This window comes from Chondromyces apiculatus DSM 436, from assembly GCF_000601485.1.
Lineage (GTDB): Bacteria > Myxococcota_A > Polyangia > Polyangiales > Polyangiaceae > Chondromyces > Chondromyces apiculatus.
This window is the reverse complement of record NZ_ASRX01000031.1, coordinates 34105-56884: the sequence shown is the minus strand read 5'-3', so window position 1 is coordinate 56884 and position 22780 is coordinate 34105. Positions and strand designations below refer to the sequence as shown.

Annotated in this window: 20 protein-coding genes; 7 read left to right on the top strand and 13 right to left on the bottom strand. The window is 70.0% G+C overall.

The genetic code is table 11. From position 1 onward, the window contains the following. Positions 1 to 72: 72 nt before the first annotated feature. Positions 73 to 1425, bottom strand: a complete 1353-nt coding sequence (locus CAP_RS20845; RefSeq protein ID WP_052375590.1) for a serine hydrolase domain-containing protein — start codon at positions 1423 to 1425, stop codon at positions 73 to 75. Between the two features lie 151 nt (positions 1426 to 1576). On the opposite strand from CAP_RS20845, the gene CAP_RS20840 reads away from it, so the two are divergent. Continuing rightward, positions 1577 to 3562, top strand: a complete 1986-nt coding sequence (locus CAP_RS20840) for a hypothetical protein (RefSeq protein WP_044243830.1) — start codon at positions 1577 to 1579, stop codon at positions 3560 to 3562. A gap of 53 nt (positions 3563 to 3615) precedes the next feature. On the opposite strand, the gene CAP_RS20835 is transcribed toward CAP_RS20840, so the two are convergent. The 4 genes from CAP_RS20835 to CAP_RS20820 all read right to left on the bottom strand — a co-directional run bounded on the left by CAP_RS20835 (position 3616) and on the right by CAP_RS20820 (position 7776). Next, complete coding sequence (locus CAP_RS20835; protein ID WP_044243827.1) at positions 3616 to 5019, bottom strand: Rpo12/RPC10 RNA polymerase subunit family protein; 1404 nt, start codon at positions 5017 to 5019, stop codon at positions 3616 to 3618. 174 nt (positions 5020 to 5193) lie between these two features. Beyond that, positions 5194 to 6171 carry a BON domain-containing protein gene (locus CAP_RS45140; protein WP_052375589.1) on the bottom strand — a complete coding sequence of 326 codons (978 nt, stop codon included), beginning with the start codon at positions 6169 to 6171 and terminating at the stop codon, positions 5194 to 5196. 263 nt (positions 6172 to 6434) lie between these two features. Next, on the bottom strand, positions 6435 to 7331 hold the full coding sequence (locus CAP_RS20825) for a DegV family protein (protein ID WP_044243825.1): 897 nt from the start codon (positions 7329 to 7331) through the stop codon (positions 6435 to 6437). A 46-nt stretch (positions 7332 to 7377) separates the two neighbouring features. Next, on the bottom strand, positions 7378 to 7776 hold the full coding sequence (locus tag CAP_RS20820) for a nuclear transport factor 2 family protein (RefSeq protein WP_044243823.1): 399 nt from the start codon (positions 7774 to 7776) through the stop codon (positions 7378 to 7380). Between the two features lie 152 nt (positions 7777 to 7928). Between CAP_RS20820 and CAP_RS20815 the strand changes: the two genes are divergently transcribed. After that, on the top strand, positions 7929 to 8357 hold the full coding sequence (locus CAP_RS20815; protein WP_044243820.1) for a hypothetical protein: 429 nt from the start codon (positions 7929 to 7931) through the stop codon (positions 8355 to 8357). A gap of 85 nt (positions 8358 to 8442) precedes the next feature. On the opposite strand, the gene curA is transcribed toward CAP_RS20815, so the two are convergent. Beyond that, positions 8443 to 9468, bottom strand: a complete 1026-nt coding sequence (curA, locus tag CAP_RS20810) for an NADPH-dependent curcumin/dihydrocurcumin reductase (protein ID WP_044243817.1) — start codon at positions 9466 to 9468, stop codon at positions 8443 to 8445. Between the two features lie 509 nt (positions 9469 to 9977). Here curA and CAP_RS20805 point away from each other — a divergent pair. Then, positions 9978 to 10658 carry a phosphoribosyltransferase gene (locus CAP_RS20805; protein ID WP_044243816.1) on the top strand — a complete coding sequence of 227 codons (681 nt, stop codon included), beginning with the start codon at positions 9978 to 9980 and terminating at the stop codon, positions 10656 to 10658. A 91-nt stretch (positions 10659 to 10749) separates the two neighbouring features. Here the strand turns inward: CAP_RS20805 and CAP_RS20800 are convergent, their stop codons facing one another. Further along, positions 10750 to 11196, bottom strand: a complete 447-nt coding sequence (locus tag CAP_RS20800; protein WP_197041278.1) for an SRPBCC domain-containing protein — start codon at positions 11194 to 11196, stop codon at positions 10750 to 10752. 793 nt (positions 11197 to 11989) lie between these two features. Between CAP_RS20800 and CAP_RS20795 the strand changes: the two genes are divergently transcribed. Both CAP_RS20795 and CAP_RS20790 read left to right on the top strand, forming a co-directional pair. Further along, entirely contained in the window at positions 11990 to 12286 is a 297-nt protein-coding gene (locus CAP_RS20795) for a hypothetical protein (protein WP_156040991.1), read from the top strand. Between the two features lie 236 nt (positions 12287 to 12522). Next, the gene (locus CAP_RS20790) at positions 12523 to 13017 is read left to right on the top strand and encodes a host attachment protein (RefSeq protein ID WP_081865095.1); all 495 of its coding nucleotides are present in this window, start codon (positions 12523 to 12525) and stop codon (positions 13015 to 13017) included. Between the two features lie 743 nt (positions 13018 to 13760). Here the strand turns inward: CAP_RS20790 and thrS are convergent. Next, the gene (thrS, locus tag CAP_RS20785) at positions 13761 to 14990 is read right to left on the bottom strand and encodes a threonine--tRNA ligase (RefSeq protein ID WP_052375587.1); all 1230 of its coding nucleotides are present in this window, start codon (positions 14988 to 14990) and stop codon (positions 13761 to 13763) included. Between the two features lie 372 nt (positions 14991 to 15362). Between thrS and CAP_RS20775 the strand changes: the two genes are divergently transcribed. Together CAP_RS20775 and CAP_RS20770 are read left to right on the top strand one after the other, a co-directional pair. Continuing rightward, on the top strand, positions 15363 to 15893 hold the full coding sequence (locus CAP_RS20775) for a hypothetical protein (protein WP_044243807.1): 531 nt from the start codon (positions 15363 to 15365) through the stop codon (positions 15891 to 15893). Positions 15894 to 15967: 74 nt separating this feature from the next. Then, positions 15968 to 16639, top strand: coding sequence for a class I SAM-dependent methyltransferase (locus CAP_RS20770; RefSeq protein ID WP_044243806.1), 672 nt, complete (start codon positions 15968 to 15970; stop codon positions 16637 to 16639). Between the two features lie 16 nt (positions 16640 to 16655). On the opposite strand, the gene CAP_RS45135 is transcribed toward CAP_RS20770, so the two are convergent. The 5 genes from CAP_RS45135 to CAP_RS45130 all read right to left on the bottom strand — a co-directional run bounded on the left by CAP_RS45135 (position 16656) and on the right by CAP_RS45130 (position 22763). Further along, the gene (locus CAP_RS45135) at positions 16656 to 17624 is read right to left on the bottom strand and encodes a C-type lectin domain-containing protein (RefSeq protein WP_052375586.1); all 969 of its coding nucleotides are present in this window, start codon (positions 17622 to 17624) and stop codon (positions 16656 to 16658) included. 291 nt (positions 17625 to 17915) lie between these two features. Continuing rightward, the gene (locus CAP_RS20760; RefSeq protein WP_052375585.1) at positions 17916 to 19343 is read right to left on the bottom strand and encodes a DUF58 domain-containing protein; all 1428 of its coding nucleotides are present in this window, start codon (positions 19341 to 19343) and stop codon (positions 17916 to 17918) included. A 3-nt stretch (positions 19344 to 19346) separates the two neighbouring features. Beyond that, positions 19347 to 20303: an AAA family ATPase gene (locus tag CAP_RS20755; RefSeq protein ID WP_044243805.1), complete on the bottom strand. Its 957-nt coding sequence runs from the start codon at positions 20301 to 20303 to the stop codon at positions 19347 to 19349. Continuing rightward, on the bottom strand, positions 20290 to 21816 hold the full coding sequence (locus CAP_RS20750; RefSeq protein WP_156040990.1) for a hypothetical protein: 1527 nt from the start codon (positions 21814 to 21816) through the stop codon (positions 20290 to 20292). The genes CAP_RS20755 and CAP_RS20750 overlap by 14 nt, the downstream gene beginning before the upstream one ends. Further along, the gene (locus CAP_RS45130) at positions 21813 to 22763 is read right to left on the bottom strand and encodes a DUF4129 domain-containing protein (protein WP_052375584.1); all 951 of its coding nucleotides are present in this window, start codon (positions 22761 to 22763) and stop codon (positions 21813 to 21815) included. The genes CAP_RS20750 and CAP_RS45130 overlap by 4 nt, the downstream gene beginning before the upstream one ends. Between the last annotated feature and the right edge of the window lie 17 nt (positions 22764 to 22780).

Here is a 22780-nt window from a genome sequence, read left to right as displayed (position 1 = left end):
GGTTGACACGGAGGTCGTCCTATGGACCGCGCCCGCGGGATCGCGCGGCCCGGCCCGGCGTCGCGCCGTGCTTCACGGCTCGAGCGCGGCGTACGTCTTCTTGCGGAAGTCGTCGGCAAGCCCCAGGTGGCCGTGCGGGTAGAGCTGGGTCATCACCACGCCGACGATCTTCGTCTGCGGGTCGACCCAGAAGTAGGTGTTGTAGAAGCCGCTCCAGGAGAAGGTGCCGACCGAGCCCGCGTCGCCGCCTTTCCTGGCCTCGGTGACCAGCCCGAAGCCCAGCCCGAACCCGTCGCCGTGCAGGTCCTCGGGGCGCTTCACGTCGGCGATGCGGTTCTGCGTCATCAGGTCCACGGTCTCCTTCTTCAGGACGCGCACGCCCTCGAGTTCGCCGCCGTTCAGGAGCGCCTGCGCGAAGCGGGCGTAGTCCTTGACGGTGGACACCAGCCCCGCGCCGCCCGAGTAGTACTTGCCGTTCCAGTCGAGGGGGTAGCTCGCCGAGTAGATGGCCCCGCCCCGCTCGTTCTTGCCTGCCGGCAGGCGCTCGATGGTCTGGTCTTCCTTCGGCTGGTAGACCGCCGCGAGCCTGTCCTGGTTCTCCGCGGGCAGGCGGAAGTGGGTGTCGTTCATCTTCAGGGGCTTGAGGAGGCGCTCGTAGAAGAACTCCGGCAGCGACTTGCCGGAGGCAACCTCGATCACCCGGCCGAGGACGTCCGTGGCCAGGCTGTATCCCCACGAGCTGCCGGGCTCGAAGGTGAGGGGCGCGAGCGCGATCCGCTGCACCCCCTGGGTGATGGTGCCCTTGGTCTCGATGAGCCCATCGGAGATCCCGGCGTGGCGGTACAGCTTGAGGAAGTAGGGCTCGGCCAGGAACCCGTAGGTGAGCCCCGAGCGGTGGGTGAGCAGATCCTCGATGGTGATCTCGCGCCTGGGCTTCGCGCGCTTGTACTCGCCCTTCTTCGCGGGATCGGGCACGGCCACCGAGACCTTCTTGAACTCGGGCACGAACTTGGAGAGCGGGTCCGAAAGCGCGATCTTGCCCTCCTCGACGAGCATCATCACGGCCACGCTGGTGATGGGCTTGGTCATGGAGCAGATGCGGAAGATCGTCTCCGGGGTCATCGGCGTGCCCGCCTCGACGTCCTGCAGGCCCAGGGATTCGGTGTACTTCACCTCCCCGTTCTGCGAGACCAGGGCCACGACGCCGGCGATCTTCTTCTCTTTGACCAGCCCTTCGAGGTAGTCGTGGACCTCCTTGAAGGGTTCCTTCTTCGGCGCTGGCTTGGCCGGCTGGGCTGCGGTGGGCGCTGCGAGCGCGGGGCGCGGCGGCGGCGGGACGTCCTGACTTCCCCCGCAGGCGATGCCGTTCCACAGCAGGGAGATGGGCAGCAGGATCCTGCCTGCTGCGGTCAGCACAGTGCGCATTCGTGGCTCCTCGTGCGAGAGGTACGACGCGAGGTCGCGTTTGGGTGACGAAGCGTGCGGAGGCTAGCATCGACGTTCGACCGTCGCCACGCCTCACCCGCCGCGCGCAGCGCCGAAATCGCGCGGGAGTTGCGCCGCGGATCGCGTTTGGGTGTACTACCTCCCGAGCTGCGCGCTCACCTCGCGCAGCCCGCGCCTCCGGGCATTCCTCCGGTTTTCGCCGCGTTTCTCGGTCCTCCGCGGCGCGCCCACGCCGCGCTCGTTCACCGTCACCTTGGCTGCGCACAACCGCCCCCCCGCTCTGGTCACCCTCGCTCCCGCCCCGGCGGACGAGCCGCACCTCCGCTTCCGTCGCGGCCGCAGGTCTCCGCGCGCCATCGCGTGGCTCGGCGCCAAGTCCTTCTGGGGACACATCTGGCACCTCGTCGCCAGCGTGATCGCGACCGAGGACATCGACAGCCGCGACTGGATGAGGCCCGACGATCCCGAGGCGTTCACGGCCCGGGTCGCAGGCGAGCTGGGAGCGTTCGGGGCTTCTGGCGCTGCCGGCGCTGTGGGGGCGGGGCGGGGGGCCGTCGCCGAGAGCCTCACCGAGGCGCTGGGAGGCGATCTCTGGATCGACTTCGTCGCCGATACCGGGGACGACGTCTCGGTGAGCACCGCCGTGGCGGAGATGATCTTCGCTGCGTATGACGTCGAGGACGCGACCGGGGAGCGCCTCACCTTGCCACGCGGGCACCTGCTCCTGTTCGGCGGCGACACGGCGTATCCGGTGGCGACGGAGCTGGAGATCCACAACCGGGTGATCGCTCCCTGGAACGCGGTGCTGCGCGGCGCCGCCGAGGATGGTGTCCCCCGGGTGCTCCTCGGCGTCCCGGGCAACCACGACTGGTACGCCGGCCTCGACGGCTTCGGGCGCATGTTCCGCGCGCGGCGAGGCACCATCGATCGCGCGTCGCGGGTGATGCCGCCCCCGTCCTCCGCGTCCCCTCCGCTCTCTACCCAGCCTCGCCCGCGGGAGGGCGTCGCGTCCGACGCCGGCGGCAACATCGGCCACTTCATCGCCTGGGTGGAGGCCTTCAGCGTCGGCACGCTGGTGGCGAAGCGCCCTGCCTTGCCGCTCGAAGGCTACACGCCCGTGCAAACGGCCAGCTACTGGGCGCTGCACCTCGCCCCCGGCATGACCCTGTGGGGGCCCGACCGGCAGCTCCGCGCCGTCGACTTCCAGCAGCGCCTCTTCTTCGCCGAGGCGCGCGCGCAGGACCCCTCGCGCGGCATCGTCCTGTGCATGGCCGATCCGGTGCGCGCGTACCTCGAACCGAGCCGGGCCGGCACCGAGATGCTCGCGGCGCTGGACCTCTCACTCGCGCACGACGGCCCCCTCGTCCTCACCGGCGACACCCACCACTACTGCCGCGAGACCATCGGGGAGGGCATGCACGTCATCGCCGGCGGGGGCGGCGCTTTTCTGCACCCGGCGCGCATCGCCCGGCGCGGGTTCACGCCTCCCCAGGCGGAGTTCCCGGGGCCGCGTGCGTCGCTCTCGCTCGCTCTCCGCATCCCCTTCGAGATCGCCCGGGGCCGCTCGGGCTTCCTCGTTCACATCGGGATCGCCCTCCTGTACGTGCCGACCATCCTGATGGCGCTCGACAGCGGATTGCCAGGGATGCGCATGGCGGCGGCCACCGCGGTCGTCTGCTGGCTGCTCGCGTGGGCCATCGGCGGGTGGCGCACGGGGGAGGCGCGCACCATCGGGGGGCTCGCGCTCCTCACCGGCGTGGGCCTGGGCTTCCTCCCTGTGCTCGCAGCCATCCTGCTCGGTCCCGTGCTCCGCGGGGTGGGGGTGCCGCCCTGGGGCGTGCTGCTCTCGGTGGCGGCGGTCGCCGTGGCGCTCGGCGCGTTTCTCTTCGGCGCGTACCTGACGGCGCTCACCTTGCTCGGGCTGGAGCAGCACCAGGCGTTCAGCGCCCTCGCCCACCCCGGCTACAAGCACTTCGTGCGCCTGCGGGTACGGCGCGACGGCTCGGCCATCGACGGGTGGGTCCTCGGCAAGGTGGACCCCCTCGCAGCGGACGAGAAGCCCACGCTCGTCGACCGCTTCACCTGGCGCAACCCGGGGCATTCTCCGAGTTCCTGAACCACGCGGCCGGAGACCTCGCCCCTGTCCCTGCCGGGTGAATGAGCGAGCGCTCACCGCCTCTGGTTGGACGAGGGGCGGTACGGTGACACCCCGCCGCATTCGTACCAGTAGTCGCCCGCCATCTCTGGATGCCTGCGCGCGACGAGCTGCTCCGTGAGCACCATGCTCAGGTTCATGCTCACGGCGGTCCGAGGCAGGTGCCGTTCGATCGTCCCGTCCGGATACCGCACCAGCGTGTCCTTCCCCATGGCACCGAACAGCGTCGCCTCCTGCTGGCCGGAGAGGAACATGCGCCCCGAGATCCCCTCGTGGATGATCCGTCGCTCTTGCTCCATCCGCCTTCGGTCCTGGCGCACGAAGTGCGTCGCGAGGATGGCCGGGAAGGAAAGACTGAGGATGGCCGCGATGATGAACATGCTCCAGCGGGGTATGAGCGGGGAGATCATGAAGGCGAAGCTCACCGGCGCGAAACCCACCACGACGGTCCAGAGGACGACGTGGTCCCAGCGGGGCTTGATGAGCGCTACGTGAAGCTCCGCGATGCGCGCCGCCACGGCCGCATGGCTGCGCGGGGCGAGGTGCAGGGAAGGGAATGCCGCGCGCACTTCGTCGAGGTCGAGCGTGGTCGCGCGCTGCCTGGTGTGCCCTTCGAGCAGCGCCTGCGCCGCGTCCATGTGCCCGGCGGTCTCCAGCCCGTGCGCCCTCAGCAGATCTGCGAGCACCTGCAGCCGTGGCGTGATCGGCACCTCGCGGCTCGAATGGCCGAGCAGCGGCGGGATGGCCCCCACCTGCCCCGTCGCTGCCGAAAGGAACGCGCGGCTCACCCGCAGCTCTGACTCGACCGCCAGGTCCTCGGAGCCCTCCATCATCTCCGCGCACCAGGCCTCGGCTGACGCGAGGTCCCCCTCGCTCGCGGCGCCCCGGGCCAGGAGCCCGAGCATCACCACCCGGTGGCGATCGAGCGTCAGCGCGTCGAGCGCGCTCTCGGCCACCGCCCGCCGCCGCAGCGGCTCCCCGCGCAGGTGCTCGAAGAACGCTGCCGCCAGGAACACCAGCTCCTCGGCGGCGAGCGCATCTCCATGCCGGCTGCGCACCAGCGCCGCCTGGAACATGCTCCAGGCCTTCTCCACCGCCGTCGGCTGCACGAACCGCCACCCGCCGAACAGGAACGGGCGCAGCCCGACCGGCACGTCCGTCACCGCGTGGAGCTGCACCGCCAGCATCGCGAGCCGCCCCGGATCGTTGGCATGGCTCCAGGCGATGGCGCCGGGCCTGCGCGCGTCGGCTCCGCCGTTTGCGCCGTTTGCGTGGGCGTGCGGGCGCGCCGCGAACATGTTCTGAGCGCGGCAGTAGCGGCACCCGACCGTGCCTCCAGCGACAGGGGCTTCCAGGGGAGCGCCGCAGCGGGCGCACAGGAGGACGCGGACATCATGGGAGAAAATGGTCGTGGTCATGAGGCGAGGCGCAACCGGAGCGCGCTCCGCCTCTCTACCCCAGACCTGCGGGCGCGGAGTACGCGAACCGCACCCGCGCTTTCCTGAAGGACCGCAAGGACCGCACCCGCGCTCCCGCGAGGCCGCGGGGGGAGGCGCCCGACGGCCCTTCGTCAGCGCTGCGTCAGCGCTGCGTCAGCGCTGCGCGACGTCGCCGATCGGCATGCGCGGCCCCTGCGCGCCCGTCGTCCCCGAGGTCGTCGGGGCCGTCGCCTTCGTCGCCTCCTCGGGGCGCTGCACGCGGATCTGGTTGTGCACGTCGTCGACGCCGCGCACCGCCTCCGCGATCTGCTCGATCATCCGTTTGTGGCGGCGATCGTGCACGGTGCCCACCAGCGTGACCTCGCCGTCCTTCACCTGCACCGTCACCTCGCTGGCGTCGACGTCGTGGCGATCGGAGAGCGCCTCACACACATCCTCGTGGATCCTCTCGTCGGAGCGCTTGTAGCCCTTGGGCCCCCGCCCGAAGAAGCCGCGCACCTTGTCGCCGAGGTCGCTCATCGCGCCCTTGAGGGTGGCCATCGCCGAGTGTCCCCGCTCCTCGTGCGCATGGCCGCGGTACGGCTGGTCGCTCCAGCCATACTCGCCGTCGTGGTGGTAGACCTCGGAGGGGCCGCCCCCCCAGCCGCGCGCCATCGCGCCCCGGTTCTCCGGGTACCCCTGGCGGATTGCTTCTCCGAAGTAGGCATCATCGCTGAACCCGCCGCGCTGGCGACCGTACGCGCGGCGCCCGTCGTCGTTTTCGTGGCCATGGTGCATCGACGGGTCACGCCTGTACTCTGGCCCGGCCGCCATCTCGGTGCGCTCCCAGCCGGTGTTGAACCCGGCGCCGAAATCGCTCCCGTACGGACCCTCCGGGCGCCTCGGGTAGCCGCGGGGTTCGCCGGGGCCGTAGCCGCCTGGACCATGGCCGTAGCCCATGCGTGCCTCCTCGGGGCAACGGGCATTGCCGCGCTCGTGGGTCGTGAAGCGCCCATCGTCGAGGCTGTAACCGCCTCCGCCACGCTCGCTCGTGGCGTACGTGCCCCGGAAGTCGTCGCTCCAGCCGCGCCGCTCGCGATCCCACCCCCGGTCGCCGCCGTATCCCGCGTCCCTGCCGAAACGATCTCCCATGATACCAGCCCTCCGTCGCCTCATGTCTCCGCCGCATTCGAACCGTATTCGACGTGCGGGACGCCAGCGTGCCCCCTGGCTGCATCCCTCGCAATAAGACCAAACCTGTGGCGCGCATCGGGACCTGCCCGAAGTCCATTGCTTGACGGACCATTCACGCGCGCCTCGCCCTGCGTGACGCACTGCATTCGGTGGCGACCTGGCCGAACGGGCAGAAATTACGTCGGGAACAGCGTGCTCCCCCTCTTTCCTGGCCGCGGGGATCAGCCGATCAGCGGCGCCGCATCGGGCCACCAGGGCAGTACCGACAGCGGGACCACGGCCACACCCACGGCACCGGGTCCGGTGTGCAGGTAGATGCTCGGCGACAGCGGCATGATCCACAGGAAGGACACGTCGAGCCGCTTCCGCAGCGCCACCGCGGTTTTCACAGCTCTCTCCGGGACTCCCCCGTGGAAGATGGCGGCCCATATCCGTCGCCCAGGGCCGAGCGACCCCTCCACCCACTGCGCGAGCGCCTCTCCGGGCTCGACCTTCGTGCTCACCTTCGCCACCACCCGCAGCTCGCCTTCGTTGAACGCGACGAGCGGGCGCACCCCGAGCACGTTGGCCAGGAGCGCGCGCAGCGCCGTCGCGCGGCCCCCCTTCACCAGGTACTCCAGCGTCTCTGTCAGGAATCCGAACCGCACCTGGGTCCGGTACGCGTCGAGGAGCTGCACCACCTCGTCCAGGCTGAGCCCTGCGGCCCGCGCTTCCCCGGCGAGGATGCAGGCCATCCCGGCTCCAGCGTCGGTCACCCCCGTGTCACACACCACGACCCGCACGCCCTCGTTGCCGGTCATCCGGAGCAGCGTCCTCGCGGCCACCTGGGCCGCATCGAAGGACCCGATGATCTTCCGGGAGGTCATGATCACCAGCACCTCGCGGTCCTGGCGCGTCGCTCCGCGGAGCACCGACACGAACTCCGCGGCCGTGGTGCCCACCACGTGGGGGTGCTCCTTCGCCGAGCGCACCCACCCCTCGACCATGGCCATGTCCACGCCGTGGCGCGTGTCGTGGGCCACGCCATCCACCACGATCTGCTGCGGCGCGACCAGGATCCCGTAGCGCTCCACGACGGCGGCAGGCAGGTTGGAGCCAGGGTTGGTCACGATGATCACCCGCCGAGCATACAGCGGGGCCCTCCCGGGATGGGCTCCTGGCTCATCAGGGATCGAAGCAGTCGTAGTTGTGCTGCCGCACGATCTTGCCGTCGCGGAGCGTCACGAAGATCGCGAACCGGGCTCGCATCTCTCCGCCCACGGGGATGCTCCCGAAAGGCACGGCCAGCGTCCCGACCCAGACCACCTCCACCGCCACTTGCTCGCCGCTCGCCATGGCGTTGAGGACCTCGTATCGCTGCGCGGCCATGACCTTGGCGCCGCGCCGGCCTCCTTCCCGGATGGCCTCCAGATCTCGCGTCGCGCCCTGGGGCATGAGCCGGTTCGGAAACTCCTCCTGCACCACGTCGTCTGCGAAGAAGGAGAGCGTCGCTTCCTGGTCACCCTGGCCGATGGAAGCCAGGTAGCGTCGCACCACGTCGAGGTTCTTCTGCTGGGTGTTCATGGCAGCATCCTTGGAGGGTTCGCTCCGCATGACGTCAAGTGGCCAGGGGACGCTCGGCGCCAGGGGGGCGGGTGCGCTACGATCGTCGCCCTCTCCTACCTCCTGTCCTTCCGTACCCTCCGCGTGGGTGACGGAGCATGGATCCAGGTCGCATGGCTACCCGAACGCTCGTCGCCACGAAGCACTTGATCGTCACCATCGATCCGGAGCGCGCGCTCTCCACCTTCACCCGTCTGGAGACGCCCTTCGCGACCACCGAGGAGATGGTGCAGGCCGTGCAGAGCGCCTTCTCGCTGCTGAAGCAGAGCGGGGGCGCCTCCTGCGGCATGCTGCTCGACCTGCGCCGCGCTCCCGGCCGCAACGACGACCCTGGGTTCGAGGCCCGGGTCACCGCGCTGTTCACGAAGAACCGCGACGCCTTCCTGCGCTTCGCGGTGGTCGTGGGCACGGCTTCCGGGCGCCTCCACGTCCAGCGGATCGGGCGCCAGCTCCATGCGCCGGGGGACGTGTTCCTCGTCGAGGCGGAGGCGCTGGCGTTTCTGCGCACCGGCGAGATGCCCACCAGGGGGAACCGCCGGTAAGAGTACCGCTCCCCGCGCCACGGCCCGGAGCGCTGCCCCACGCGAGTGACGTCTCCGGGCCGTCAGCCACCGTCCATGGCTTCCCTCACCCCTGGCTGACGCGCACCACCAGCTTGCCGAAGTTGCGCCCCTTCAGGAGCCCCCGCAGCGCCTCCGGCGCCTGGTCCAGCCCCTCGACCAGGTCCTCACGGTGGCGCACCCGCCCGTCGCGCACCCACGCCCCCATCTCGCGGTAGAACTCGGGCTGCTGATCCGCGAACTCCGACTGGATGAAGCCGCGCAGCGTCAGGCTCTTCGAGAGGATGTCGCGCATCACCGGCGGCAGCCGGTCGGGGCCCTCGAAGGGCCCGGCGTCGTTGTAGCTGGCGACGAGCCCGCACACGGGCACGCGCGCGTAGGTGTTGAAGAGGGGGAAGACGGCGTCCCACACCGGGCCGCTGACGTTCTCGAAGTAGACGTCGACACCCTCGGGGCAGGCCTCGGCGAGCTGCCTCGGGAAGTCTGGCGCGCGGTGGTCGACGACCGCGTCGAACCCCAGCTCGTTGCGCACGAAGGCGCACTTGTCGTCGCCCCCGGCGATGCCCACGGCCCGCGCGCCCTTGATCTTCGCGATCTGGCCGACTGCCGATCCCACCGGTCCGCTCGCGGCGGCGACCACCACCGTCTCTCCGGCCTTCGGCCGGCCGATGGTGAGGAGCCCGGCGTAGGCGGTGAACCCCGGCATCCCGAGCACCCCGAGCGCCGTCGTCACCGGCGCGGCTGCCGGGTCGAGCTTGCGCAGGTGCGCTCCGTCCGCGATCGCGTGCGTCTGCCAGCCTGAGTACGAGAGCACGGTGTCCCCGACCGCGTGATCGGGGTGGCGCGAGGCGAGCACCTTCGCGACCGTGCCACCCACCATCACCTCCCCGAGCTCCACCGGCTTGGCGTAGGACTTCCCCGCGTTCATCCGCCCGCGCATGTACGGATCGAGCGACAGGTAGAGGATCTGCAGCAGGACCTGACCCTCGCGGGGTTCGGGCAGGCTCACCTCCTCGGTGCGAAAGCACCCGTCCGTCGGCTCACCCTTCGGTCGGGCTGCAAGTACGATGCGTCGGCTCTTCACGTCACTCATCACGTCATCTCCCGTCGCAGAGGGGCCAGCAGGTTTCCGCGGTCCCAGGTCAGAGGTGCCGGGAGTCATGACAGAGACGGAGCACGCTGCAAAGTCGCGGGATCCCGTCGACGACGACCTTCCGTTCGGGTGGTGCTCTGGCCCCGACGACCTGTCCGAGCAGGCTCCTCCCGCGATCTCGTAGCGGACTTTCCCTAGGGCAGAACCTTCGTGGGCCACCAGGAAGTTGCTCACTTCTCATATGGGATGAGCCCGAGTGTTTCGTCGACCCGCTGCCTCCAGAATCGTCTTTCGAGCGTACACGGTGGCCGCCCCAAGGCGGCTACACCGGGGCGTCCACGAATCCCTGCGCTTTCACGGATGCAGTGAAGAGCATCGTGCACCAAGGGTCGTTTGATCTACCATTGCGATGGACAATGGTCGCATCGATGTCGCCGCCAGACCCTGACCTGGATGTTTTCGTGATGCGTGGACATGCCCCTGTTAAAGAGGGGATATCGAGAATGAGTATGAAGCAGATGTATCGGGACCGCCGCGAAGCTGGACGGGCCCTGGGCGTCAGGCTCATGGCCCAGGGCCTGGCCCAGCGCGACGACGTCATCGTCCTCGCCCTGCCCAGGGGTGGTGTCCCTGTGGCCTACGAAGCGGCCCGGGTGCTGGGGGTACCCCTCGACATCTTCCTCGTCCGCAAGCTCGGAGCCCCCGGTCAGAGCGAGCACCCCCTCGGCATCGTCGCGAGTGGCGGCGTCACGGTCTTGAACCACGAACTCCTGTCTTCCCTCGGCCTCAGCGAGGAAGACATCAAGGACATGGTTGGACGGGAGCAGCGCATCCTGGCACAGCGTGAGCAAGTCTACCGCGGCGAGCGTCCCTTTCCTCGCCTCCAGGGCCGCACCGTGGTGCTCGTCGATGACGGCCTCGCGACGGGCGTCATCATGCGCGCTGCCGTCTCTGCCGCGCGCCGGATGGAGCCCGCCCGCCTCGTCATCGCCGCGCCGATCGGGGCCGCCTACACCTGCCGGAAGATCCGCGAGGCCGCCGACGACGTGGTCTGCCTCAGCGAACCTGGGCGCATCCGCACCGTGGGCATGCATTACCATGACTTCACCCCCACCTCCGACGAGGAGGTGCAGTCGCTCCTTTCGCTCTCCACCAGCAACACCAGCAATCCCTTGACCAGCGTGGCCTGAGCATCCGCGCGCGACCACGGCGCGCCTCACCCGAGCGCGCAGCCCACCTCACCGCGGTCTTCCGAGGTCGCCCGGCCCCGGCGATGACCGCTCATCCGTCTCCCTGCTCGACTGTCTTCTTCAGCGCGGCGAGCACCGCTGCCCACGCCACGCCATTGTCGACTGCCGCCTGCTGCTGGGCCTTCGCATCCAGGCGGAGCGTGTCGAACCCGCACTCCACGACCCGCACCCGCGTCGTCGTCCCTTCCGGCAGCAGCGTGATCTCGACCCGGGTCGCAGTGCCCTCCTCGGGCTCCTCGGGTGCAAACCAGTTCGCCCAGCGATAAGCGACACGGCGCTGCGGCTCGACAGCCTCGATGATCTGAGGAAACCGGCCGTCATCGCCATGTCCGGAGACGAGCCTCGCGCCTTCGCGCAACGCGAACGCATCAGGCGCCATCTCTCCAAGCCAGAACTCCGGGCTCGCAATGGCTGACCATACCTTCTCTACCGGTGCATCAATGGCAACTTCGCACATGCATTCATTCCGGGACATCATTGCTCCCTCTCCGCAAGTTGCGGAGGTTGTGCCCGGAGCGAACGATGAGCAACCGTTGAGTTGCTGTTTGCGCTTCCCCACCGACGGCGCGATCAGGGCCGCCTCCGGAGGACTCCCGATGAACGAGAGCCGTTCAACGTGGACCCGGTTTCCTTGCCGCATCGACAGCACCGCTTCGATACGCTGTGGCCGACCTGTACTTCACTCTGAACGTTCTCCAGTCCACGGTCGTTTGGCTCGGGGGGATCAAGCCACAGGCGCCGCTGCCCCAACCCACCTGTACCCAGTGACCGCCGTGTGCTCATCGAAGGCCCCCTGGCCCTCATCGACGACACCCTTGGGCATTGATTTCACACGCAGCGGCGGCGTACGGGCCTGGCGGTATGGCGCACGCGCCTGGCGGTACGACGTCAGGTGTGGTCAGCCGAGGGCATCTGTTCACGATTGTCATGGCGATGCATCGGGAGAGGCCGGGGGCGAGAGGCACCGCAGTGCACGCCGTGAGGGAGCCGTGAAACCTGGCACCGGTTCGGGTGTCGTGTCTGTGCAACTTCAGTACGCTCACTCAAATGTGAGACGTTGGCGCTGGGCGTGAGCGGACCTGAGCGCCGATCGAGACCTGACGGATCGAGGACGGCTCAAACCATCGGCTCCTGCTGCACGCAGGCGCCAGGGAATGTGAGCTTCCACGCGTCTAGGACTTCTCTCGGTCGGCAGTATTCCCTACGCACCGAGGCTCATGGCGTGAAGCCGTCGAAGGACTGCCGAGCCATCGCTCGCCGGAGGTTCTCGCATGGCCGTAAGAATCGTTGATCCGTTTCTCATGTGGCTCGTTTATGCCGAGCCGCTCGTTTACAGCGTGGCCCGGCTGAATGTCGAGGACCCCTCGGAGTCCCTCACCGCTGCAGGTGAGGCGGGCGCTGGTGAGTGCCCGAAGGTCGAAGCCGCGGTGCAGGAGACGCCGGGCACACCCGTCGGCGAACAGGTCGCAGATGCAGGTACCCGAGAGGGTGGGACCACGAGCACAAGGCCCCCGGCTCCGGAACCCGGCGACACCGAGGTGACGCGCGAGGGTGGGGTGCAGGGATGACGACGGGGAGGTGAAACGACGAGCTTTGCTCGGCGGGGGTCGCGGGGCGTGAGCCCGTGCCATGTGAACAACGAGAGGGCGGGCAGAGAGGGTGGAGGGGGCCAGGAACGGTGGATCCAGGATCGCGCGGTTTTCTTTGCGCTCCAACGTGGATCATCGCCCTGTCCGACCTTGCGGTTGGAGGGGTGGGCCCTTAGGTCTCCCTTGTAATTGGAATCAACGGTGAAGGGGGACCGATGGCAGGAATTACCTGGATCCTGGTCTGTGATGCGAGCCGTGCTCATTTTTACCGGGAGGATGCGAAGGGACGGTACACACCGCTGGAGTCCCTGGAACACGCTGACAGCAGGGCGCGTCGGCAGGACCTGATGGCCGATGCTCCGGGGCGCAAGCCCAACGGCAACCCGGGAGGTGTCTCGGGTGGGGGAGGTCCCGGTGTCAACGGTGGCGGGACGTACATGGGCCGTCCCGGTGCGGCGCCCGATACGGACCCGAAGGAGGTGGAGGCGCAGAAGTTCGCGCGTGAGCTTGCCGGAAGGCTCGAGCAAGCGCTGAACCAGCACGATTACGATGAGCTGGTGCTCGTCGCGCCACCGCAGTTCCTCGGCTTGCTGAAGTCCACTGTGAGCACGCAGGTGGCCAAGCGCGTCGTGGAGACGGTGGGCAAGGATCTGAGCTGGCTCGAAGCGCCTCAGCTCAAGGAGCGGCTCAAGACGCTGCGCGCAGCCTGATCCGGGCAGTGCCCGGAAATGAGACGGCGAATAAAAACGCCGGAATGAATGGCCAGGCTCCACGCTTGGACATATAGTGAGGGGGAGAGCTGGGGGGACGCAGGAGGTCGTCTTGGAGCCGTTATTATAATGGCTGCTGATGTGGCCGAACGCACGTGCGTGGCCACAGGAAGGGGGGATGGTCCCACAGGTCGGGGGAGATACCTCAGGAGAGGTGTCCAGGAGTGACGTGTGGTGTTCGAGCGGCCATTGCACTTGCATGGCCACGAATCCCTGGGAGGGCGTGACGACGAGCTGGGAGGTGCTTCGGGAAGAGACGGGATGAGAGACGACAAGAAGCAGTCAGGGACCTCGGTGCACTGCATCGACCGTGCCGGCTGCGAACTCCCACGCGATCGCAAGAAGCTGTGCAAAAGCCTGGCCACACTGGGGAAGAAGAGCAGTGGTGAGCCAAGCCGTGCCGAGGAGGTGTTCCTGAAGAGGTACGCAGAAGGTGCATGCACATACGAGGCCGATTCCTGCTGGACGGCCCCTTCGCGAATGACAGGCAGGGATGCCTGAAGAGGCGTCGAACCGACGCCAATCATCGGCCGAGCGCCACGAAGCTCGGCCGTTGCGTTTTTGTGGGCCGAAGCTCCTCCGCGTAGCGGACGTCGAGCGGGGGGGGGAACGAGCGGGGGGGGGAAACAAGCGTTGACCGGGGCGCAGCAGCACGCCCGGTCAGCGTGGCTCCTGGTCTGGGGTCAGACGGGCGGTCTGTCCTCGGAGGGGAGAGGAATGGGGGGTCTGGCGCAGGCGCGCTCGGCGGCGTCGAGGGCCACCTGGAGGGGCAGAAGCTGGGAGGCGCCAGCGCGGTCGCGCACCGAGACAGTGCCGGCCTCGGCTTCCCGGGCGCCAACCACCCACAGGAAGGGGGCGCCTGCCTCCCTGGCGTCCACGATCCGGCGGGCGAGGCTCTCGGGACGCCCATCGAGGGTGGCGCGCAGGCCCCTCTGACGCAGCGCCGCAAGGGCGCTGGCGCCGTAGGGCTGGTGAGCTTCGGCGATGGGAGCCACCACCACCTGGGATGGCGAGAGCCACGGCGGTAGGGCGCCCCGCGCGTGCTCCAGGAGGATGCCCACGAAGCGCTCCAGGCTACCGACGATGGCGCGGTGGAGCATGACCGGGCGGGCGCGGGCACCCTCGCGGTCGATGTAGTGGGCGTCGAGGCGCTCGGGCAACACCAGGTCGAGCTGGATGGTGCCGCATTGCCAGGCGCGGCCGTGGGCGTCGCGGAGGGCAAACTCGAGCTTGGGGCCGTAGAAGGCGCCCTGGCCTGGCTGGTGCACAGGGTCGAGGCCCACGGCATGGGCGGCGCCGAGGAGGGCGGCCTCGGCGCGATCCCAGGTCGCGTCGTCGCCGGCGCGCTCGGGGGGGCGGCTGGAGAAGGCGACGTCGACGTCGGGGAAGCCGAAGGCCAGGTAGACGCCGCGCAGGAGAGCAACGAACGCGGCGATCTCGTCCGGAACCTGGTCTTCGCGGCAGAAGATGTGGGCGTCGTCCTGCACGAAGCCGCGGACCCGCATGAGGCCGTGCAGGGCGCCGCGCTGCTCGTTGCGGTGGCAGGCCCCGAACTCGGCGAGGCGGAGCGGCAGGTCGCGGTACGAGCGGATGCCGCGCCGGAAGACCTGCACGTGGCCAGGGCAGTTGACGGGCTTGAGGGCGAAGTCGTGCTCGCCGTCGTCGACGGTGAGCATGCCCTCGCGGAAGTTGTGCCAGTGGCCGCTCTCCTCCCAGAGGGATCGGGAGAGGACCTGGGGGGTCCTGATCTCCTGGTAGCCATGGGCGGCGAGGCAGTCTCGGAGGTACGCCTCGACGAGGCGATAGAGGGTGAAGCCGCGGGGATGCCAGAAGATCATGCCAGGGGCCTCTTCCTGCACGTGGAAGAGGTCGAGGCGGGCTCCGATGGCGCGATGATCGAATTCGTTGAGCATGACAGTCCTCCTTCGGGTCTCAGGCCTCGGGCCCAGGGGAGGACAGTGCCAGCGCTACAAAGCACGAAGGCCCCGCCTCCCGGCAGGGCCCTCGGTGTGTCGTGACGTGCGTCGCTTCAGCGCGGCCGACACCTCACGACGACCAGGGTCCCGCCAGGGACGCCGGTCGTCGTCGTGGTCGTGAGCGCGCGATGAACGAGCATGCGCTTCAGGTTGCGCTCTTCGTCGGAGATGTCAAGTGTGTCCGAGCGCGAGCGCGCGAACCGGTCGCCGTACAGGAGGGTCGCCGTGCAGGCCATGTTGCGCCGGCTTGTGGCGGCTTGCGGTGAGGCAGTCGCGGGCTCTACAGGTCGGTCAGAAGGAGACGCGTGCATGAAGCCTGGTGATCATCCCGATTTTTACCGTCTCGCCCCGCCCCCTGGAGCTTCGCGCGAGAGCACCATCCGGCTCGATAAGGAGGGGCGGTTCTGGCACGACGGAGAGCGGGTCGAGCACCAGGCCATGGAGCAGGCGCTGCGGAGCTGGGTTGCCTCGCACCCCGACGACGGGCGGCCGATCCTCACCAACGGCTACGACTGGTGTTACTTCCAGGTGGACGATGCGCCGCTGTTCGTGAGCGCGCTGCACGTGAGCGGCGACGCGGCGACGCTCGTGCTGTTCGACGGGACCGAGGAGGCGCTCGACCCTGCAGTTCTGTCGCTGGGGGTGGACGGGGTGGTCTACGCGCGGGTACGCGGAGGCAAGCTGGAGGCGCGCTTCTCGCGCCATGCGCAGACGCAGCTCGAACCGCTCCTGGTGAATGCGGAGCCGCCGACGCTCGCGCTGGGCGGGCGCGAGGTGGTGCTGCCCGCGCGCACGGCGTCCGGATCGGGAGAGAGGACGACGCACCGGCCCACAGGCTGAAGCTCGGGCGGGCAGCGGGGAAGGCGCAAGGACGTGGAGCGGGCTGGGGGGGGTCGGTGAGGTACGATCGGGGCATGGAACCGCCCTGGGAGCACCCCGACTGGTATGATCTTCACGACACCACCTGGACTGCGGGTCCGGAGCGAGAGCCGGAGCATTACCGCGAGCTGATGCTGGCGCTGCCGCCGCTCGACGCGGGCGATCACCTGGTGGACGTGGGCGCGGGGACCGGGAAGCTCTCGCGCTTGATCGCGCGGAGCTATCCGGAGCTCGGCCGCGTGACCCTGGTGGAGCCGAACGCGCGGAAGCTCGAACGCGCGCGCAAAGCCCTCGCGGAGGCGCTGCCGCGGGCCGAGGTGCGTGCCTTCGCTGGAGGCCTCGGGGAGGGGGCCATCCCGGTGGATCCCCCGGCCTCGGTGGTGGTGCTCGGCAGCGTGCTGATGGTTCTGCTCGATCTGCGTGGCGGTACGCTCCAGGAAGGGCTCACCTGGATGGGCGCAGGGCTCGCGGATCTCGGCCGCATGCTCGCGCCGGGCGGGTGGCTCTACGCCCTGGAGACGCTCGGGGCGCCGTGGGCGCAGGGAGGCCTCTCCGACCGCTCCCGACGCCTCCACCTGCCCGAGCTGACGGAGCAGCTCGCGATGGCCGGCTTCACGTCGATTGAATGTGTCTATCGGTTCCGGGATCGCGTCGTGGTGCGTGCGCAGCGCGCTTCGCCCGGCTCGGAGGGGAAAGCGGGGGCGTGAGCCCCCGCGGTGGGGCTCAGTTCTCCTCGCCCTCGCAGATGAAGCGGTAGTGCAGCCCGCAGGGCTCGTCGTTCCAGCCGTGGTCCGGGTAGTAGCGGTTGAGCTGGCCGCAGTCCTCGTTGCCGCCGGCGTTGTTCGGCTCTCCCGCGTACCAGTTGCTGTAGCTCGACGTCTCGCCGTTCTCCCAGGTGTAGACGCCCTCGGTGGCCCTGTCGTTCAGCCCGATCCACCACTTCTGCGTGGAGAACATGTTCGCCATCGCGTGGACGAAGCCCTCCTCGTTGATGCTGTTGATCGTGGCGAGCCTCATCCCGAAGCTCGAGCAGTAGGCCGCGGCGTCCTGCCAGGGCTCCTGGTTGTTGCAGAACAGGTAATCGTGCCCCTGGAACGTCTTCACGTCCGAGCAGGCCGGCTCGCCGTCGCAGACCAGGATCTTGGTCTCGCAGACCACCTCTTCGCCGGCGACGATGATGGTGTGGTAGACAATCTGCGTCACGCAGTCTTCCTCGGCCTGCGGCTCGATGGCCTTGCCGCCGGGGGTGGCTTCCTTCACCAGCGTCCCCTCGGACCGCAGCTTCACGATGTCCTCGGCGGTCAGGTCCGCGAGGTTCTCCGGCTGCGCCGTCAGCACGAACGTCTTGTCGGTCGCGATCTCCGGCGAGTACGGGCTCGCCAGCAGGTCCGCGAGCGCGGTGGACATCAGCGTCTCGGTGCCGTCCTCCGTCACCAGCGCGATGCGCCCGTAGTCGAGGCTGCGGTCGAAGTGAAAGTGGTAGAGCGTCTCGCGCGCGCCGAAGTCGACCTTGAACGTCTCGCCCTGACCGAGCTTGGCGAGGTCGGCCTCGGTGACGCGGACGTTCGTGGCAGCCACTTCCTCGCCTGCGGGTCCTGCCTCGTCCCCGCTACACCCGATGGCGGGTGCCAGCGCGAGGCTGAGGGCACAGAGCGGCAAGGTGAGGACGCGAAAGAGTCGGCTGGCGGTCATTGAGGGTTCCCTCCTGCGTGTGACGTGCCGGGCACGTGCAGAACTGCCGGGCATGTTGGAGACGTCGCGTGGGAGCGCCAACGGTTAAGGGAGAGACAGGCGCATTTTGGGAGGAGCAACGAACGCAAGGTCCCACCTTTCGCACCTCGCGGAGGAGGGATGAGCGCGGATCTTTCTGCCCCCATGCAGACCCCCCACTCCGCGAGCCATGCGCGGTTCCCAGAGCGCTCTGCCGCTTCGGGCCTGACGCCCGTCGCCTCGGGAAGCGGACCATGGCTCCGGCCGTATGTCTCAGATCATCTCGCGGCGTTTGACCTCGAGGTAGCGGTTCACGAGCTCGGGGCCGACCTGCTCCGGCGAGGCGTCGATGCAGATCACGCCGCGGCGGGCGAGGCGCTTCAGGACCACCTCGCGATCTTGCTGGAGCGCGTCGGCGACCACGGCGCGGTGCACGTCGAGCATCGAGGTGGCGGGCGCGGCGGCGAGTGACGCGAAGAGGGGATCGCGCAGCGCCACGAAGATGCAGAGGTGTCGGCGGGAGACCCGGGTGACGTTCTCGATCATCAGCTCGGCAGTCACCGTGTCCACGAAGTCGGTGAGGATGACGATCAGCGAACGGCGGGTGAGGCGGGAGAGGAGGTTGGTGAGGCCGAGCGTGAAGTTGGTCTCCGCGTCCGTGTAGGCGAGCTGCCCGCTCTGATCGAGCACGGCGCGGAACGCGGCGGCGCCGGCGCGGGGCGGCAGGAAGCTCCCCGGGCGGGCATCGAAGGCGTAGAGGCCGATGCGGTCGCCAGCGCGCGCGCTGATGAAGGCGAGCAGGAGGGCCGCGTGGATCGCGTGGTCGAGGCGAGGCACGGCGGGCACGGCGGGCGTGGCGGGCGTGGCAGCGGTGCTGGCAGGATCCGTGGTGATGGTCGCCGGGGTGGACGCGGGAGCGCTGGAGGGGGTAGGCGAGGGGGGGCTGTTCCGGGGAGCGGCGAGGGGCTCGGCCATGAGGCGGCCGGTGTCGACGACCAGGATGACCTGGTGGCTGCGCTCGGCGCGGTGCTCGCGCACGAGGAGGCGGGTGTGGCGGGCGCTTGCCTTCCAGTCGATGGCGCGGCGATCGTGGCCGGGGAGGAAGTCGCGCAGCGCGTGCAGCTCGGTGCCGTCGCCGACGAAGCGCTCGATCTTGAGCCCCGAGGTGGCCTCGCGCGGGCCGAAGAAGCGCAGGGCATCGGCGCGGACGGCGGGCACGTTGGCGACGACGCGCACGGCGCGCCCCAGCGGGACGCGGGCGGAGCGGAGGACGAGGCCGAGGGGGCCTTCGTAGCGGACCCAGGCGGCGTCGAGCGTGGCGGGGCCACGGCGGAGCGGGCGGAGGGGGATGGCGACGGGGGGCGCGTCGGGGCCGAGGGGGACCGGGCGCGGTGTGTCGGGGGCGAGGTGCTCGGAGGCGTCGAGCCCGACGCGCGCGGTGAGGTGACGCCGCAGGTGGGGGACGACGAGGCGGAGGTGGGCCGTGTGGGTGGCGCCGACGTGGAGGGTGTCGGGGGTGTCGAGATCGGCGGTGAGGGTGCCACCGCGGAGGAGGAGCGCCGCGTCGAGGCCGAAGAGGAGGAGCAGCAGCGCCCAGAACACGACCCAGGCGGGCCAGAGCGAGGTCGAGACCAGCGCGGGGAGCAGGGCGAGCGGAAGGCCGCCGGCCGCGATCAGGAGTCCTCGCCGGGAGGGGGACATGGGTCAGCGGGGGGCAGGGGTGGAGACGAGGATCTGGCGGAGGGTGGCGTCCACGGTGGCGCCCTCGACCTCGGCGCCTGGCGAGAGGACGATCCGGTGGCGCATCGCGGGGAGGAAGAGTTCCTTCACGTCGTCGGGGATGACAAAGGTGCGGCCGCGGAGCGAGGCGAGGGCGCGGGACGCGGTGGCGAGCATGGTGGCGGAGCGGGGCGAGGCGCCGTGCTGGATGGCCGTGTGCTGGCGCGTCGCGCGGACCAGATCGACCACGTAGTCGATCAGCTCGTCGGAGAGGTGCAGGCCAGCCACGGCGGTGCGGGCCTGGGCGAGGGTTTCGTGATCGGCGATGCGGCTGAGGCCGTAGGCGCTCACGTCGGGCATGAGGGTGCGGCTGCCGTGGCGGCGGACGATCTCGCGCTCCTCGTCGCGGGAGGGATAGCCGACCACGATCTTGAGGAGGAACCTGTCGAGCTGCGCCTCGGGCAGGGGGTAGGTGCCCTCCTGCTCGACCGGGTTCTGGGTGGCGACGACGAGGAAGGCGTCGGAGAGGGGATGGCTCACGCCGTCGACGGTGACGGCGCGCTCCTGCATGGCTTGCAGGAGCGCGGCTTGGGTCTTGGGCGGGGTGCGGTTGATCTCGTCGGCGAGGAGGAAGTCGGTGAAGAGCGGGCCGCGGGTGAGCGTGAACTGGCTGGTCTGGAAGTTGAACAGGTTGGCGCCGATCACGTCGCCGGGCATGAGATCCGGGGTGAACTGGACGCGCTTCATGCCGAGGTCGAGGGACGCGGCGAAGGTCTGGGCGAGGAGCGTCTTGGCGGTGCCGGGGACGCCTTCGAGCAGGATGTGACCGCCGGACAGGAGCGAGACGAGCAGGGCCTCGACGACGGCTTCCTGGCCGACGACGATGCGGCCGATCTGTTCTTTCAGGCGCTCGCAGAGGGAGTTCAGCTCATCGGGGCTCATCGAGGATCTCCTTGCGCCAGGTGTCGATGGCGCGGGCGAGGGCGAGGGCAGAAGCTGCGGCCGGGCGGCCACGGTGCGAGGTGAAGGCGTCGACCTCACGGGCGATCTGGTCGATGTCGACGCGGGCGCCACGAGCGCGGGAGAGGGCGGCGAGCGCGGGGAGGGGGTCGGTGCCAGGGGGTAGGCCGAGGGAGGCCGCGGCAGCGCGCAGGGTCATGCGCAGGTAGTGGCGCAGGGTCTCGGCGTGGTGGGCGCCCCCGTCGAGCAGCTCGGCGGTGGCATCGACGAGGGCGCGCTTGCCCGCGGGGACGCGCGCGGGTGCGGGCTCGGCGCGGCTCTGGCGGAGGCTCGCGGCGATCAACGCGAGGAGGGTGAGGCCGATGGCGTGGAGGGTGACGGGGAGGAGGGGGAGGGTGAGCAGCTCCGTCCAGAGGGAGGGGGCGCGGTAGTGGCCGTGGGTGATCTCGTCGATGACGAGGCTCGTGGCGCCGAGGTGATCGACGAAGAAGCGGTGCGCGATGACGGCGTTGTCGCCGTGGGCGAGGCCCCAGGTGTTGAAGAGGTCGGGGTCGGAGACGATGAACACCGGGCGGTCCGGGACCTTGCCGAGGAGGATGCCTTCGTCGCTCCAGAGGAGCGGTTCGAGGGGGCAGTCGGAGAAGACGAGCTGGGGTTCGAGGGGGCGCGTCGGATCGTCTTCCGGCGCTTCGCCGGGGGCAGTGTCGATGGGGAAGGTGGGGTGCTCGCCGCCGGGCAGGGCGCTCTTCCAGCGCTGGGGGAGGGGAGGGTCGGTGATGATGCAGTCCTCGCCGGTGAGAATGGCGAGGGCGTCCTCCGGGGCGCCCTGGGTGTCGAGCGCCTCGATCCAGCCTTCCTGCGGGCCCGTGACGCCGCGGTGCTTGGGGAGCACCACGACCACCGGCGCGTCGCGGCGGGCTGCTTCGTCGAGCTGGGCCGAGAGGCCCCAGGCGCCCGTGCCGTGCGCGTCGTCGTCGCCCTCGGGAGCGCCCCGCGCCGGGTCGCCCTGGCCATTGTGGCGGCTGTCGCGGCGGATGGGAGGGCTGCCCTCGGGCTGGGCGGTACTGCTGGCCGCTGGAGCGGCGTCGCCGCGCGGGGGCACGGGCTCGTCGAGGAGCAGGGGCTCGGCGAGGAGGAGCGGCTCGTGGGGGCCTGCCTTCTCGGCAGAGCGGAAGCGGCTGATCACGACGTCGACGCCCGCATCCTGAAGCAGTTCGACGAGCGCGCGGTAGCCGATGGAGGAGCGGCTGAAGGCGTCGGCCTGGGCGGAGTCACCAGCGTTCATGCGGCCCGAGAAGGCGAGGACGAGCAGGGTGGCGGCGAGGGAGACCGTGGAGAGGGCGACGAGCCAGGCGGCGGTGCGGCGGGTGAAGATGTCGCCTGCCGTGTCGGTGAAGGATGGCGTCGGCGGAGAGGGGCGCGATGCATCCGCGGAAAGCGTCGGCGAGCGCGGCGGCACACGGGGCGATGAAGGGGGCGGCGCGTCGGTGCTCACGGAGAGGCGGTCCCCTGGGCCGCGGCGGCGGAGGCGGGGGATCCGAGCAAGGCGCGGAAGGCGGTGGCGCAGCGGTCGTAGTCCTGGTGGTCGAGGTCGCGGCCGCCGAAGAGGGAGATCTCGACGGCGAGGACCAGCTCCCCGAGGGGGCGGCGCGCGGCATCGCCAGAGACGACGGCGCGCAGGGCTTCGCGGGCCGTCATGTCGTCGGAGAGGGCGAGGCGACCCTGCCGCGCGAGGTGGGCGACGGCGCGCTGGAGCATGAGGTGGATGGCCTCGGCGTGGTGGCCTTCGCGGGCGAGGCGCTCGATGTCACCCTCCTCCGGGAGGGGAGCGTCGCTGTCGGCGCGGCGCTGACCGGCGGCGTTCACCTGCGCCACCGAGGGGCTGCGACGGGCGAGGTGGCCGGCGATGAGGAGGGCGATGCCACCGAGGACCACGGCGCCGAGCAGCACGAGGAGGAGCGTGCTCACGAGCTGCGAGGCGACCGACGCCACCTCGGAACGGGGCAGCGCGGGGGGCATGCTCCTGTGCTCGGCCTCGGCCAGGCGGCGGGCGCGGCGGGCGTCCCGGGCACGCCGCGCTTCGCGGGCGAGGCGCGCGCGCTCCGCCGTGCTCGCGCGTTCCCCTTGGGGATCGTCGCCTGGCGTGAGCGAATCGCGGCGGCGTTCGGGGGAACGCCGGGGGTCGTCGACGCTCGGCGCGGAGGAGTCCTCGTCTCCCCCGAGGGTGACGTCGCGCAGCTTCTGGTCGTGCGCGCGGAAAGGAGGGTGCTCGGTCTGGAAACGTTCGTCGGAGACGACGCGCCGCGCGCGCGCGGCGATGTCGGCCGCGCTTTCGGCGGCGCGGACGTCGCGGTGCGCGCAGGTCAGCGCGCCGAGGAGCAGGGCTCTGACGAGGGCGCACTCCCGCGCGCGTGCTGGTCGCCGGGTGCGCCTCGCGGTCACTCGAACACCCGCGTGAG

Coding starts and splice junctions, on each gene's coding strand:
- CAP_RS20845 (WP_052375590.1), bottom strand. CDS start 1,425: ATGCGCACTGTGCTGACCGCAGCAGGCAGGATCCTGCTGCCCATCTCC.
- CAP_RS20835 (WP_044243827.1), bottom strand. CDS start 5,019: ATGACCACGACCATTTTCTCCCATGATGTCCGCGTCCTCCTGTGCGCC.
- CAP_RS45140 (WP_052375589.1), bottom strand. CDS start 6,171: ATGGGAGATCGTTTCGGCAGGGACGCGGGATACGGCGGCGACCGGGGG.
- CAP_RS20820 (WP_044243823.1), bottom strand. CDS start 7,776: ATGAACACCCAGCAGAAGAACCTCGACGTGGTGCGACGCTACCTGGCT.
- CAP_RS20815 (WP_044243820.1), top strand. CDS start 7,929: ATGGCTACCCGAACGCTCGTCGCCACGAAGCACTTGATCGTCACCATC.
- curA (WP_044243817.1), bottom strand. CDS start 9,468: ATGAGTGACGTGAAGAGCCGACGCATCGTACTTGCAGCCCGACCGAAG.
- CAP_RS20805 (WP_044243816.1), top strand. CDS start 9,978: ATGAAGCAGATGTATCGGGACCGCCGCGAAGCTGGACGGGCCCTGGGC.
- CAP_RS20800 (WP_197041278.1), bottom strand. CDS start 11,196: ATGATGTCCCGGAATGAATGCATGTGCGAAGTTGCCATTGATGCACCG.
- CAP_RS20795 (WP_156040991.1), top strand. CDS start 11,990: ATGGCCGTAAGAATCGTTGATCCGTTTCTCATGTGGCTCGTTTATGCC.
- CAP_RS20790 (WP_081865095.1), top strand. CDS start 12,523: ATGGCAGGAATTACCTGGATCCTGGTCTGTGATGCGAGCCGTGCTCAT.
- thrS (WP_052375587.1), bottom strand. CDS start 14,990: ATGCTCAACGAATTCGATCATCGCGCCATCGGAGCCCGCCTCGACCTC.
- CAP_RS20775 (WP_044243807.1), top strand. CDS start 15,363: ATGAAGCCTGGTGATCATCCCGATTTTTACCGTCTCGCCCCGCCCCCT.
- CAP_RS20770 (WP_044243806.1), top strand. CDS start 15,968: ATGGAACCGCCCTGGGAGCACCCCGACTGGTATGATCTTCACGACACC.
- CAP_RS45135 (WP_052375586.1), bottom strand. CDS start 17,624: ATGACCGCCAGCCGACTCTTTCGCGTCCTCACCTTGCCGCTCTGTGCC.
- CAP_RS20760 (WP_052375585.1), bottom strand. CDS start 19,343: ATGTCCCCCTCCCGGCGAGGACTCCTGATCGCGGCCGGCGGCCTTCCG.
- CAP_RS20755 (WP_044243805.1), bottom strand. CDS start 20,303: ATGAGCCCCGATGAGCTGAACTCCCTCTGCGAGCGCCTGAAAGAACAG.